Below are 13,809 nucleotides of genomic sequence, written 5' to 3'. Positions count from 1 at the left end.
CAATTTTTTCCTTTGATACGTTTAAACCTACAGATTTTTTGGTATCCTTCATAATAACTAGCTCCTTTCGTAATGTAGCTCTGATTTGGTTTGTTTTTCCAGTAAACATTCTAACCAAATTAACCTACGCTGTTACGAGTAAGGAGCTAGTTTCGTTCATGATAACTCAAAACCCCCGCCCCACCAGAAGGATATGTCCTTAATAGAAGGACTTTCTAGTTTCCGACAATAAAAAAACGTAAGGAGAAATGCTCCTTACGTTTTTTTGTACTCTATTTATTGTTCTATTGCTGCTTTTGTAAACCGTCTTTCCCAAGGCTTTGTCAGCCATCTTCTTAGGGCGAAGCAGCCTCGCAGCCACTCATCTGCCCCTTGGGCAAGCCATATGCCTAAAAGTCCCAATCCATAATGGACGCCTAATAAATAACTTAACGATACTGCTACTCCCCACATGGAAATAATACCGATAATAACGGGAAACCGAACATCCCCCGCAGACTTTAATGAGTTCATTAAAACAATATTCATGGCTCTTCCAGGTTCAACGAAAACGATCGCCCATAAAACAGGAAGTCCAACCAGAATGATTGCTGGATCCTTTGTAAATAAATCCAATACCCTGACCCCGCCTAAGGCAATGACGAATGATGTCAATGTTGAAGCAACCATAGCTATCTTCAAGGTACGAATTCCGCGTTTTAGGGCACGATCAAATTGTTTACCGCCAATATATCGGGCTACTAAAATCTGAGTTCCTTGGGCAATCGCAACGGTGAATAAAAAGCATAGCATGCTAATATTTAAAATATATACCCTTCCTGCTAAGGAAGCAGTACCCATCCCTACAACAAAACTAGTAATAACCACTTGAGATAATTGGTAAGAAAGATTTTCACCCGCAGATGGAATTCCAATCTCGAGCAGCCCCCGAATATCTTCTTTCTTTGCGTTGAAAATGTCCTTAATGACTATCTTTAAAGAAAGTCTATTATATAACAAATATAATAGAGCACAGACAGCATAGGCTCGCGCTGCGAAGATTGCCCATGAGACACCTGTCACACCTGTAACCGGAAGCCCAAGGATTCCAGTAGTTGCAATGACATTACCGCCAATACTGATTAAATTCATATAAACAGTGACCATCATCGATTCCTTAGTGTATCCATGACTGCGAAGAATCGCACTTAAGGCCAGTGATAAGGATTCAAAAAAGAGTGAGAGTGCACATATTCGGACAAAAGTAAGACCATAGTCGAAAACGGCCCCACGAATATCATATAATTTTAGCAGCGGTTCTCCTAAAATAAAAACAAAAATGGCAATACATATACCAAACCAGAAATTCAATCCAAATACGGAATAGGATAACTGCCTGGCCCTCTGGAGTTTTCCCGCACCAAGGTTTTGACTGATTAAAACAGTTGCGCCAATAGATGTGACATTAAAAACCAAAATGAAGATATTAAGCAGCTGGTTGGCTATGCCGACACCCGCTACGGCTTCATCTGAGTATTGACTTAACATTAACGTAGCCACAATCCCCATGCCTAAATGAAGTGCCAGCTCAATAAAGAGCGGCCAGGTAATACTGAATAAAGATTGATCTTGATATTTATTTTGTTGTTCTTCCACGATAATCTCCTGATCCTGCATAGTATTTTAAAAAGTACGATTAATTTTACTCCTATATGAAGGATTTAGAAATAGGAAAATGATGTTCGTCGCTTTTACACTACTACTCTTTCATGAATGGAAAAATAATAAGATTGTTATAAAGCATTGGATTTGCTATTTTTAAACTATAAGTATACTAAAATGGGAGACATCCATGATTATAAAAAGAAATCTAAATCGTTTTTTGTTATTCCTCATTTTTTGTTTATTGATCTCTTTGGAGGCAGCGGATCTTTTATTACCTAATTTATTTCATTCAATAAAAATAACAAGTTATGTAACCATCGCCATATATACGGCAGCCATTTGGTTCCTGTTCCTTCTTACAAAAGAGTTTTATTTAAAGACAAAAGAACTTCAAAAAAGTCAGCAAAGAATGAAAAATATATTTGATACGCTAGATGTAGCGATATGGTCCCATGATTTAAAAAACGACACTCTATTAATTACGCCCGGGATTGAAAAATTATACGGATATAATCTGAAAAACTTCTATGAAAATAACCACCTTTGGAAAGAGGTTATTTATCCAGAGGATTTGTATGTTTTACAAGAAAGGGAAAGGAGAATCTCTATTGGTGAAAATGTGACCAGCCAGTACCGCATTATTCGCCCTGATGGAGAAGTCCGCTGGATTCAGGATAGCGGGATCCCGACCTTCGATTCAAAAGGAGACCTTGTCGATTTTAGTAGTGTCCTATTCGATATTACAGATAGGAAAGAAAGCGAAGGCCTTTATCAAAGTTTAGTAGAGATGTCACCAGATATTATTGCTGTCGTTTATGACGGAAAAATTGAATATATTAATGAAGCGGGTTTTAAATTAATTGGAGCCGAAAGTCAGGAGCAAGTGATTGGTCAATCCGCTAAAAATTTTGTCTCCTCTCAAATTACGGATTTAATTAAAACGAAAGTTTTCTCCACTGCTAAGGTGGAGAATGAGAGATATAATTTTGAATTTCAAGTTAGGCGAATTGATGGTGTAAATATAGATGTTGAGATGGCGGCTAGGTCTATTCTTTACGAAGGTCGATTTGCCGTGCAGGTAGTGGGCAGAGATATTACCCAAAGGAAAAAGTCAGAACAAACGATAAAATTTATGGCCTATTATGATACATTAACGGGTTTGCCCAATCGCAATCAGTTTAAAAATCATCTTAATGATGTTTTACGCCAACAAGAAAATAAAATGCACGCTGTTTTGTTCTTAGATTTAGACCGTTTCAAAATTATTAATGATACGAAGGGTCATTCGGTTGGTGATCGTGTTTTACAAAGGGTTGCAGGCAGATTACAGGAAGCAGTTCAAAATGAAGGACTTGTTTCCAGACAAGGCGGGGATGAATTTATTATCGTCCTAGAAGATGTAAACAAGGACACTACTTCACGAGTAGCGAATCGGATTCTAAATGAATTTTCATACCCAATTGAAGTGGGGAATGATGAATTTTATGTCACGCCAAGTATTGGTGTCAGTCTATATCCATCAGACGGCAGCGATGAAGAGACACTAATTAAAAATGCAGATACAGCTATGTACCAAGCAAAAGAACGCGGGAAAAATAACTATCAATTTTACTCAATATTCTCGGGTGGAATTTCGACGTGGAAAATGAAGTTAGAGAATTGGTTAAGAAGAGCAATGGAGCAGAATCAACTAATGCTCTATTATCAGCCACAGTTCGATTTAGTTACAGGTAAAATAGTTGGAGTCGAAGCATTAATTCGTTGGAACCATCCTGAATATGGCTATATTGCACCGTCTGAATTTATTCCATTGGCTGAAGAAACAGGACTCATTGTTCCACTGGGCAAATGGATATTAAGAGAGGCATGTGAACAGAGAAAAGCATGGAAGGATGCAGGTTTCAGTGATTTTCCTATTGCCGTAAACGTTTCTGTACGTCAATTTCAGGATGAGCAATTCATTCAATATATTTCGGACATGCTTAAGGAAGTTGGACTTGAGTCAAATGATTTGGAACTTGAAATTACGGAAAGTCTCATGCAAAACCTTGAAAACTCCACCATCATTCTGAATCAATTAAAGAGTCTGGGCGTTCTGTTATCGGTAGATGATTTTGGGACAGGCTACTCCTCTTTAAGTTATTTGAAACATCTGCCCATTGATAAAATTAAAATTGATAAATCCTTCGTTGACGATATAATCAATCATTCTAATCAAGGAATGATGGTAAAAACAATCATTGATATGGGTGTCAATTTAAAATTTACTGTGATTGCGGAAGGAATCGAAACAGAAGAACAGGTTAAGTTTTTAACACGGAATGCTTGTCAAATCGGACAAGGCTATTACTATAGCAAACCATTATCTGCTGAAAAAATGGATAAATTTTTATTAAAAGATAAGGGTAAAACTTGATTTTGAAACTAAATATCTCAAAAAAAGGACCTTCATTTGGAAGGTCTTTTAATTTCCCCATTTCAATTGGACGGTTAAGGTACAACAGTTCATGTAACTGCCAGGGTCAGGTTGTGTTGTAAGTTCAAAGGTCACCCCGGTTGGTGTATATCTTGTCTTCACAGGTACTTTTAGACCAATCGTTTTTATTAACCGATCCACTTCGGCTTGGTTTCCTTGTTGAGCAGCCGTCATTAACTTAACGTCAAAACCCTTATCGCCTAACCGGTCTAACAGGACACTTCCCTGGGCCATTAATAACCGATAGGATTTTATGGACTTTGTAAAAACATTTACATCCACCTGCGGATATTGCCTGTTTATGGGGTAGTAGTAATGGTAACCAGGGTAAGAGGGCTGCTGCGGGTAAGGATAGTGGTAAAAATACATCATAACGCTCCTTCCATATTCGGTACACAGGGCATTATACGATATGAGATTTAGACTATTTTGGTTACATCGTAAAAGCGCCTGGGATTTCGAACTCCAAGCGCTTTTTTACCATCTTAAAATATTTGAACATCGCCGCTAGAAACGGAGACATTTATTTCGTTTTTTCCGGAACCATGGGTTCCTTGGAGGTTTTTATTATCCGTTCCACTGCTGGTTAAAGGGAAGTCACTGGAAATGTTCCCGCTGCTGACCTTGCCATTTAATTTGAAATCTGCATTATCTGGCAAATCGAGCTTTACATGGCCAGAACTTAGGTCGATATCAATCGAATCATTCAGTTGATCCATTTTTACAGAGAACCTTCCAGATGAAACATCTGCGTTTAGTGCTCCGGAATAGTGGTTAATTTCTAGGTTTCCTGAGCTAAGATCAAAAGTACCTGTTTTCGTATGCAAAGTATCGATTTCTACATTTCCTGAAGATCCATCATGGGTAAATTCGTTCACTTCTAAATGGTCAATCTTAACATTTCCAGAACCAATATCTAGAGAAAGGTCATTTAATTTCATTAACTTCCCAGAGAAATTTAAGGTTCCAGAACCAATCTGGATGTTCATATTACGGTCATAATCCTTAGGAACATAAATCTTTAACTGTCTTTTTTCGGAAAATGAGAACCAGTTAAACATTTTCCGTTTCGTTTCCACTACGATTCTGTTTCCTGTTTCTTTCACGATAAGTGAGCCTTTACCTGTTAAAATTGCTTCAACATTATCCCGATCTTCCGGAATAATCGTTGCTCTGACTCCGGCCACATTGATATCGATGGCATCGATCTTATTGGAAAGCTCAGCACTTCGATCCTTATTCCCCCCAAAAGCAAAACCATCGAACTGGAATGACTGATTAAAAACTATATATAGTCCTGTGATGATTAAAAGTGTAATCACTATTCTCTTCATCTAAAATCCCTTCCCTTTCCTTGTTATAGCTTCATCATAAGTGATTTCTCAAAAACTACCAATGAACCAGAGAATTATTTATTTCTAAGACTTGAGAAGTATAGTGAGAAATATGATATCCTTTGTAATGGAAGAAAAACAGAATATGAGCTTGGAGAGAAGAATCATGCTGCAGAAGATAAATAAACAACTAGAAAAAATCATGCCGTTCATTACTCCGACAAGTGTAGTAATGGGGGTTTTACTTTCAATCTATATAAAAGACTTCTCCTATTTAATCCCTTGGATATTTGCGTTTATGACATTTGCAGGAAGTTTAAACTCAAATTTCAAATCTTTATCAGATGTGGTTAAGCATCCGCTTCCAATATTTGCAGCGATGGTGTTACTACATATCCTAATGCCAATATGGGCATGGGGTGTCGGTCATATCACGTTTCAAGAGGATATTTTTACGATAACAGGCATTGTGCTAGGCATGGCCATTCCTACTGGAATAACCAGCTTTATGTGGGTTTCAATTTATAAAGGAAATATCCCGTTGACCTTATCTATTATCCTTATCGATACGATACTTTCCCCGTTGATTGTACCGTATTGTTTGTCCTTCTTAATAGGTGAGAAAATTGAAATGGACTTTATGAGTATTATGCAAGGATTGCTTGGAATGATTGTGCTGCCTTCGATACTTGGAATGTGGTTGAATCAGAGCACAAAAGGGAACTTCACGAAGAGGTTAAGTAGTACATTGGCACCTTTTTCAAAAATCTGCCTTGGCGTTGTTGTCATGCTAAATGGTGCAGTAATTGCTCCCTATCTAAAAAATATCAATCTAAAATTAATTGGGATTATACTAGTGGTCTTTTTTATTGCATTAACTGGTTATCTCTTTGCATTTCTAATCGGCAAACTAATTAAAAGTGATCGGGATACAGTCGTTTCTTTGACTTTTTCAGGCGGAATGAGAAATATAAGTGCCGGAGCTGTTATTGCTGTTACCTATTTTTCACCAGCCGTTGCTTTACCGGTCGTTGTCGGTATGCTATTCCAGCAAATTCTTGCTTCCTTAGCCGGCAGCTTTTTGGCCCGTTATTATGATAAGAAAACAATTTACTTTGAACAGAGTCATAGGGTTTAACATGTTGGCACTTCCTAAATGAGAAGTGTCTTTTGTTTTAAAAACGGAGGTAACGGGAAAAGTAAAGAGGGAAAATAGTTGTTGACATGAAACCAAATGGTTTTATATACTCAAGAAGTGAAACTAAATGGTTTTATATTAATTGTTGAAAGTAGGAGAAATCATTGGAAAATACATTACAAGATATTAAACAGACGGTTGTCATTAACGCACCAATACAAAAGGTATGGGAGCAGGTTTCCTCTGCAGAGGGTATGTCTGCATGGTTTATGCCGAATGATTTCAAACCGGAAGTGGGAGCGGAGTTTCATTTACAATCTCCATTCGGTCCATCTCCATGTAAAGTGACTGAATTTAATCCTCCTCATTCTCTTTCGTTCAGCTGGGATACAGAAGGTTGGTTTTTATCGTTTAGTTTAAAGGATTTGGGGGATAAGACAGAGTTCACCGTTATTCATGGCGGATGGCCACAATCTGATGCAATCATTGGCAAGGCTAATCAAAAAGCTTCTGATATTAGAAACCATATGGCTCAGGGATGGGCTGGTATCGTTCAAAAACTGCGTACACTTTTGGAGAGCTAAGTGTCATCCTCTGCACAAAAGCATGATGTATTTCAAGCGATTGCTGACCCTACTCGAAGAGAAGTATTAAGATTACTAGCGGACAAAGAGCGCCCCATTTCAGAAATAACAGCCCATTTTTCAATGAGCAGGACAGCCATTGCTAAACACCTTCAAGTACTTTCAGAAGCTGAACTAGTTCATGGACAAAAGGTAGGAAGAGAAAAGATTTACCGGCTTCAACCTGAGCCGCTGACAGAACTTAAGCAATGGCTTTCGTTCTACGAAAAGTTCTGGGAAAATAAGCTTTCTATCCTTAAACATATTGTGGAAAGCTCTGATGATCGTAAGTTACAGGTTATAAAATCAGAAGAAACCGACAAAGGTTAATGTCGGTTTTTTTTATTTTATAGTGACCAAAGAGCATTCAGAAAAGGCATTTGGGTCAATGCATGGAGCAGCATATTTAATCTTTTTAGGAATAAAGGAAATTTTTAGAAAAAATAAAAAGACAGGAACAGCCCAAAGTAAAAATAGAAAGGTCTGCTGTATCCTTTCGACAAGCATTGCTTATTGAATTGCTTAGCCCTAAAACAGCATTATTTTTTCTTGCGTTTCTTCCGCAATTCGTAAAAGCAGATGGTCCCCCCTAGTCTATCAACTATTAAGTTTAGGACTAGTCTTCGTGTTAATGAGTATTTTGTACACATCATCCTTAACCTTTTTAGCAAGTTCATTAGGTAATAAGCTATTGAGAGTAAGATGTCCCGCTGGCAGGGAAAAGTAGTAGGAACTATATACATCGGATTAGGTTTACAACTGGTATTCCAAGGTCAAAAATAAAAGATATAGAGAATTACTTCCAATCCCTACCTATTTGTAGAAAAAAGCCTAATTCTTTAAGAGTGTAAAATTAGGCTTCTTCCATAATCTTATAAATTAAATTTTAAATACTCGTCTAAATCCATAATCTACATATTATTTTTCAATAATACTTAAATTAGTCTTGCCTAAAATCTAGAGGAGGTTATTTGCTAAACTCACTCTTCCATTAATAATAAAAGGTTATTAATAAACTCATCATAATTGTTAGATTTTAATAACAGGTAAACATTTTCTGGTTCTGATAATATTTTAATAAAACTATCGTAGACATCCCGAAAAATACTTCGTTCGTCCTTATTTAGGGCAATTAGGGCAATAATCTGTACAGAATGGTTTCCCCATTTAACTGGTTTGTCATTTAATACAATCGAAATAGCTGACTTTAATGCGTTCATTTGCATCGAGTGTGGCACTGCGACATTATTATTAAAGGATGTCGAGGACATCTTTTCCCTTTCAATGATGTCATCAATACCCCCTTCTTCCATGTATCCTGACTGAACCAGTTTACCTCCAATAAACCTGATCATTTCAAATTCATCTTTTAAATAAATGTTATGCTGAAACAACTTAGGATCGAAGAGCCTAATTAAATGATTTTTCAGTTTCATACGACTTCGTTTTTTATTAATTTTTGTGATGATATGCTGAATCTTCTGCATGTCCTCTTCTAAAAAAAATGGATTTAGATGGACAATTTCATGTTCTGTTATTTTGGGAATCTGAACCGTCGTGATAATCAAGTCTGAGTCAATTTGACCAAAGTCACTATCAAGTTTGGTAATCACTCTGCTTATCTCAATTTGTTCTCCGAAAGACTGCTCAATTCTTTTTAACATGGGGATGTGCATGTTGTAATACTCCGGACATACAACCGTACAGGTGATTTTATATTCAAGCGCTTTTTGCCGTTCGAGAAAAGCACCAATATGGAAGGCAATGTAAGCAATTTCATCTTCGTTGATTTGAATATTTTCTTTTTTTTGTACCTCATTTGAAATAAATACTGCCAGGTCATAAATGAGTGGGTAAGATGATTTAATCTGCTTGGTTAATGGGTTTTTTGACAAATAATTATGCCTTGCCCGGTTAATTAAATTTCGTATGTGCAAGGTGAATTTTATTAGAAATTCATCACCATATATATCTACGAGATAGTAATCCTTCACTTTTTGTATAATGTCGTTTACTAAGTAAATATAACGCTGCTCAATATATTCCCCAAGGTTTTCTTTGTTGAGGGTGTCATAACGTAAGATCGTTGCCTTACTAATTAAAAGAATCGTTAAGTAAGAAAGTTCTGCCCCCTCAAACGTAGTCCCAAATTCCGATTTTATTAACTTGGCGATATCCAATGCCGCCTTATATTCTTTTGTTTTGGTCAATGCATCTATGTTTTCTTTCGAAATGGTTCGTTGCTGCCTGACCCGTTCCATGGCGATCACGATATGGAGCAGGATGTTTCCGATGGTATACTCATTTATATAAAGATTATAGGATGACAAAATTTTAATAAGCTCTTCCTTGAAATCTTTTAAATCATAACCAAATGCGGATTGAATACTTTCTACATGCAAAAATTGGTCCCGTGTGTCTTCGTAAAAAATATGGCTCATTAGCTTACGTTTATCTCGTTCAAGTCCATTTAAAATAATCAAGTCTCCATCACGTTTGAACGATAAATTAAACTTTTCCAAAAGGCTTTTGGCTTTTTTTAAATCTCCTTCAATCGTAGAAGTACTTACATAAATTTCTTCACTTAGGTCAAATATATCCATACCTTCAGAATGGACAATTGATTGCTTTAATAGATAATAGAGCCGCTCAAGTGGCGTCAGTCCGATTGTTGTTTCTTTATCCTCTTTCTGCTGCAGTTCATGGTAAACGATTTCATTTATTTTATAACCAAGGTTGGAGGACATAATTAATACGTCTGGAGAGGTTGTTTCATTTATTGCATTTACATATTTACGGATGCTCCGGCTGGATACAGAGAATTGTTTCGCGAAAATGTCTGCTTTTACCCAATCGTTCTTATTTAACAAGAATTGAATAATCTCTCGCTCTCTCTCTTTTTTCATGCTACAACACCCCCCAAAAGGTCTATTTTTCGTTAGTTTTCCACTTATATATTGTAAAAAAACACATAATAAAATGATAGGTTGAAAAAGTTCCTACCCCCCGGAACATTTTCAACTTGAGATCAGATCTAAAAAAATAAGACAATGACCTCAGAAAGTTAATTCAAATTTTTCTTGGGAGGAATTTATGATGACAGAAAAGACCATTCTTTTAGTTTGCGGCGGCGGTGCATCCAGCGGATTCATGGCCCAAAATATTCGAAAGGCAGCTAAAAAAAGAGATATTGATTTAAATGTAATTGCCAGAAGCGAGTCTGAAGTTGACGATTATCTAAATGAAATTGATGTCCTGCTCATTGGCCCGCACCTGAAATACATGGAAGAGGATTTACAATCGAAGGTAAGACCGCATAACATTCCGGCTGCGGTGATCCCTCAAACCATTTATGGTCTGTTGGATGGAAACAAAGGTCTGGACCTCATTTTGGACCTTCTTGGCGAAAAATAAAATAGAACGGAGGTTTTCCGGGTGAACACGTTTATTAATTGGATGAACCAAAACTTTACGCCAAAAATGAATAAAATTACGAGAAATGTATGGGTTTCATCGATCCAGGAAGCCATTATGGCAACTTTGCCGCTGATTCTGGTAGGATCGTTGATTACATTGATTTCAATTTTGAATAATTATTTTTCAAAAATGCCTAATTTTTCACCTATTACTACCTTTTCATTTGGTCTTATTAGTATATTTGTTGCACTATTAGTTCCTTATTTCATTATGGAAAAAAAGAAAAAGAATGATAGAAAAATAATCTCAGGATTAACGGGTATTTCTTTATTTCTAATGCTTCTTGTCCCTAGGCTTACAGACGACGGCGGCATCACCTTCACGTTAGAACGTTTCGGCGGCAACGGCATGTTTGTTGCATTGGTTGTTGGTCTTTTGGTTGGAGCATTCATGTATCTTTTTTCTAAGTTTTCTTTCTTTAAAGGATCAAGTTCGCTTCCGGATTTTATTATTATCTGGTTTGACACGATTATTCCGATCACCATTCTCCTGCTGTTCGGATGGTTGTTTACCTTCCAATTGAATGTTGATTTATATGATTTAATCTTAAAAGCTTTTGAACCGGTTACCATGATTGCCCAAAGTTTTGCCGGATTTGTATTCATCAGTTTTCTCGGTATTTTCTTTTATTCTTTTGGAATCAGTGCCTGGATTCTGTATCCAATTATTTTTCCGATTTGGCTTGAGGCTATTCAAGAGAATATCGGCAGTGCAGCCCAAAATATCCATACCATGGAGACGCTTACGGCCTGGGTGTGGATTGGAGGTATGGGTTCCACGCTGCCATTGGTACTAATGATGTTATTCTTGGCAAAGTCCAGTCAATTAAAAGCAATCAGTAAAGTAACCATTGTACCTTCAATTTTTAATATTAATGAACCTGTTATTTTCGGTGCCCCGGTTGCATTCAATCCCATATTAATGGTGCCAATGTGGCTAAATGGATTGATTTTACCAGCTATCACGTATATGGTCTTGAATCTAGGATTGGTCACAGTTCCTGAAAGACTCTTCCAACTCTGGTATATGCCAGTCGGAATTTCTTCCATCCTCATTAATTCCGATTTCCGAGGGTTGATTTTAGTAGCTGTAATTGTAGTTGTTTCATGGTTGATTTGGTTTCCGTTTTTTAAAGTTTATGACATGCAGCAGTTTAAAAAGGAACAGGAACAGTAGAAATTAATTTGGAGGCTTAGACAATGAACGAAGACAGCTTGAATGATATCAATGAAGTATCAATGAAAATCATCATAAATGCTGGTGACGCGAGATTAATCATTAAAGAAGCACTGGACTGTGTAGCAACTTGTGAGTTTGACGCGGCAAAGCACAAGCTTGGTGAAGCAAAAAAGAAAATTAACGCAGCCCACTCAGCCCAGACTGAAACGATTCAAGGAGAAGCCCGCGGAGAGAAGATTACATTCTCCCTCTTGTTTGCCCATGCGCAGGATACATTAATGACCATTATGAGCGAGTGGAATACAGCCAATCATATTGTTCGTTTATTTGAAGTGTACGATGAACGCTTAAGAAGGCTTGAAGAAAAATAATCATGATTAAATGCCAGGTGGTCGTACAATCTGGCATTTGCCTTTTCAGGAAATAGATAGATTGGGAGAGATTAAGATTATGAATAAACTGGAATTTCCAAGAAACTTTTTATGGGGGGGCAGTATTGCCGCTCATCAATGTGAGGGAGCATATCAGGCTGACGGAAAGGGCCTCGGCCATATGGACCTAGTAACAACAGGAAGCTATGAAACGGAGCGTATAATCACAAAGTCCATTGAGGTAGGAAATATATATCCTTCGCATGATGGAATTGACTTCTATCATCGTTATAAAAGTGATATTCAGTTGTTCGGGGAAATGGGATTTAAAGCTCTCCGTATATCCATTGACTGGTCCCGTATTTTCCCTCATGGGGACGATGAATTACCAAATGAAAAGGGAGTGGCCTACTATCATCATGTCATCGATGAACTTCGAGCAAATCAAATTGAACCGATTATTACTCTATGCCATTTTGAGATGCCGATTGACTTGGTACGTAAATACCATTCCTGGCTAAGCAGGGATACAGTTGAGTTATATCTTCGTTTCTGTGAAACCGTGATGAAGGAGTATAAAGGTAAGGTACGTTATTGGGTAACGTTTAATGAATTGAATCATTTAGAAATACAAAGCGATTTTTCTAATACTTTTACTTATATGATTACGGGATTACAGTATACTGATTTACATGATAGAGAGCTGCAGCTTGCGACAATGGGCTATCATATGACGTTAGCGAGTGTTAAAGTCGTTAAAGTCGCACATGAAATTGATCCGGATAATCAGGTTGGTTGTGTTTTTGGACTCACACCTTGTTATCCGAAGACTAGTAAACCTGCTGATGTATTGCAAGCCTTTAAAGATACAGAAAGAGATCTATACCAGGTTGATGCGATGTGCAATGGAGCGTTTCCTTTATATAAACTTAGGGAGTATGAGCGGAGAGGTATTACGTTGCCAATTAGTGAAAGTGATCATCGTGCTTTTGAGGAAGGAAAAATAGACTTTATTGGGTTAAATTATTATTCCAGTGACGTTAGTTCGGCTGAACGTGATGAAAGCACTGAATCTTCTTTGTTTGGCGGAATAGCTAATGAGTATCTTGAAAAATCATCATGGGGATGGTCCATTGATCCTACTGGTTTAAGGTATATGTTGAATTATTTGTATCACCGATATGGCATTCCGATTATGATTACAGAAAATGGTTTAGGGGCTGTCGATCAAGTGGAAAAGGATGGCAGTATCCAAGATGATTACCGCATCGATTATCTGAAAAAACATCTACAAGCATTAAAGGCTGCCGTTGAAGAAGATGGTGTCGATTGTTTTGGCTACTTAATGTGGGGCCCTATCGATTTGGTTAGTGCTACTACAGGGGAAATGAAAAAACGCTATGGATTTATTTATGTAGACAAACAAGATGATGGCAGTGGAACATATGAGCGAAGTAAGAAAAAGAGTTTTTACTGGTTTCAGAAAGTGATAGCTACAAATGGAGAGGACTTAGCAAGTACTTAATCTGTACGGTAAGTAAATAAAGATGTTAAAGGAGTTTAATGA

General features: G+C 37.2%; 12 protein-coding genes. 8 read left to right on the top strand and 4 right to left on the bottom strand.

Annotated elements, in window-relative coordinates:
* Positions 1 to 276: 276 nt before the first annotated feature.
* Entirely contained in the window at positions 277 to 1,656 is a 1,380-nt protein-coding gene (locus ACN6MT_RS29155) for an MATE family efflux transporter (protein WP_419954265.1), read from the bottom strand.
* 175 nt (positions 1,657 to 1,831) lie between these two features.
* Here ACN6MT_RS29155 and ACN6MT_RS29150 point away from each other — a divergent pair, with 175 nt between their 5' ends.
* The gene (locus tag ACN6MT_RS29150; RefSeq protein ID WP_419954264.1) at positions 1,832 to 4,060 is read left to right on the top strand and encodes an EAL and GGDEF domain-containing protein; all 2,229 of its coding nucleotides are present in this window, start codon (positions 1,832 to 1,834) and stop codon (positions 4,058 to 4,060) included.
* Positions 4,061 to 4,108: 48 nt separating this feature from the next.
* Here the strand turns inward: ACN6MT_RS29150 and ACN6MT_RS29145 are convergent, their stop codons facing one another.
* Complete coding sequence (locus tag ACN6MT_RS29145; protein WP_419954263.1) at positions 4,109 to 4,492, bottom strand: hypothetical protein; 384 nt, start codon at positions 4,490 to 4,492, stop codon at positions 4,109 to 4,111.
* A gap of 113 nt (positions 4,493 to 4,605) precedes the next feature.
* The gene (locus ACN6MT_RS29140) at positions 4,606 to 5,454 is read right to left on the bottom strand and encodes a DUF4097 domain-containing protein (protein WP_419954262.1); all 849 of its coding nucleotides are present in this window, start codon (positions 5,452 to 5,454) and stop codon (positions 4,606 to 4,608) included.
* 166 nt (positions 5,455 to 5,620) lie between these two features.
* Between ACN6MT_RS29140 and ACN6MT_RS29135 the strand changes: the two genes are divergently transcribed.
* From ACN6MT_RS29135 to ACN6MT_RS29125, 3 genes are all read left to right on the top strand, one after another.
* Positions 5,621 to 6,592 carry a bile acid:sodium symporter family protein gene (locus tag ACN6MT_RS29135; RefSeq protein ID WP_419954261.1) on the top strand — a complete coding sequence of 324 codons (972 nt, stop codon included), beginning with the start codon at positions 5,621 to 5,623 and terminating at the stop codon, positions 6,590 to 6,592.
* A 164-nt stretch (positions 6,593 to 6,756) separates the two neighbouring features.
* Positions 6,757 to 7,176 carry an SRPBCC family protein gene (locus ACN6MT_RS29130; protein WP_063255649.1) on the top strand — a complete coding sequence of 140 codons (420 nt, stop codon included), beginning with the start codon at positions 6,757 to 6,759 and terminating at the stop codon, positions 7,174 to 7,176.
* Positions 7,177 to 7,545 (top strand): ArsR/SmtB family transcription factor, encoded by a 369-nt coding sequence (locus ACN6MT_RS29125; RefSeq protein ID WP_419954260.1) that lies wholly within the window; start codon positions 7,177 to 7,179, stop codon positions 7,543 to 7,545.
* A 650-nt stretch (positions 7,546 to 8,195) separates the two neighbouring features.
* Here the strand turns inward: ACN6MT_RS29125 and ACN6MT_RS29120 are convergent.
* Entirely contained in the window at positions 8,196 to 10,121 is a 1,926-nt protein-coding gene (locus ACN6MT_RS29120; RefSeq protein ID WP_419954259.1) for a BglG family transcription antiterminator, read from the bottom strand.
* A gap of 187 nt (positions 10,122 to 10,308) precedes the next feature.
* Here ACN6MT_RS29120 and ACN6MT_RS29115 point away from each other — a divergent pair, with 187 nt between their 5' ends.
* The 4 genes from ACN6MT_RS29115 (at position 10,309) to ACN6MT_RS29100 (ending at position 13,767) form a co-directional block, all read left to right on the top strand.
* Positions 10,309 to 10,629 (top strand): PTS sugar transporter subunit IIB, encoded by a 321-nt coding sequence (locus tag ACN6MT_RS29115; RefSeq protein ID WP_419954258.1) that lies wholly within the window; start codon positions 10,309 to 10,311, stop codon positions 10,627 to 10,629.
* Positions 10,630 to 10,650: 21 nt separating this feature from the next.
* A complete protein-coding gene (locus tag ACN6MT_RS29110; protein WP_419954257.1) occupies positions 10,651 to 11,868 on the top strand; it encodes a PTS sugar transporter subunit IIC in 1,218 nt (405 codons plus the stop codon).
* Between the two features lie 23 nt (positions 11,869 to 11,891).
* A complete protein-coding gene (locus ACN6MT_RS29105; RefSeq protein WP_419954256.1) occupies positions 11,892 to 12,242 on the top strand; it encodes a PTS lactose/cellobiose transporter subunit IIA in 351 nt (116 codons plus the stop codon).
* A gap of 79 nt (positions 12,243 to 12,321) precedes the next feature.
* Positions 12,322 to 13,767 (top strand): glycoside hydrolase family 1 protein, encoded by a 1,446-nt coding sequence (locus tag ACN6MT_RS29100; protein WP_419954255.1) that lies wholly within the window; start codon positions 12,322 to 12,324, stop codon positions 13,765 to 13,767.
* Positions 13,768 to 13,809: the final 42 nt, after the last annotated feature.

Source organism: Neobacillus niacini (assembly GCF_048572935.1).
GTDB lineage: Bacteria > Bacillota > Bacilli > Bacillales > Cytobacillaceae > Neobacillus > Neobacillus niacini.
This window is presented reverse-complemented; position numbering and strand designations above follow the sequence as displayed.

What these genes read in the sequence shown, in the direction of transcription:
- ACN6MT_RS29155 (WP_419954265.1), bottom strand. Translation starts at nt 1,656, where the DNA reads ATGCAGGATCAGGAGATTATCGTGGAAGAACAACAAAATAAATATCAA.
- ACN6MT_RS29150 (WP_419954264.1), top strand. Translation starts at nt 1,832, where the DNA reads ATGATTATAAAAAGAAATCTAAATCGTTTTTTGTTATTCCTCATTTTT.
- ACN6MT_RS29145 (WP_419954263.1), bottom strand. Translation starts at nt 4,492, where the DNA reads ATGATGTATTTTTACCACTATCCTTACCCGCAGCAGCCCTCTTACCCT.
- ACN6MT_RS29140 (WP_419954262.1), bottom strand. Translation starts at nt 5,454, where the DNA reads ATGAAGAGAATAGTGATTACACTTTTAATCATCACAGGACTATATATA.
- ACN6MT_RS29135 (WP_419954261.1), top strand. Translation starts at nt 5,621, where the DNA reads ATGCTGCAGAAGATAAATAAACAACTAGAAAAAATCATGCCGTTCATT.
- ACN6MT_RS29120 (WP_419954259.1), bottom strand. Translation starts at nt 10,121, where the DNA reads ATGAAAAAAGAGAGAGAGCGAGAGATTATTCAATTCTTGTTAAATAAG.
- ACN6MT_RS29115 (WP_419954258.1), top strand. Translation starts at nt 10,309, where the DNA reads ATGATGACAGAAAAGACCATTCTTTTAGTTTGCGGCGGCGGTGCATCC.
- ACN6MT_RS29105 (WP_419954256.1), top strand. Translation starts at nt 11,892, where the DNA reads ATGAACGAAGACAGCTTGAATGATATCAATGAAGTATCAATGAAAATC.
- ACN6MT_RS29100 (WP_419954255.1), top strand. Translation starts at nt 12,322, where the DNA reads ATGAATAAACTGGAATTTCCAAGAAACTTTTTATGGGGGGGCAGTATT.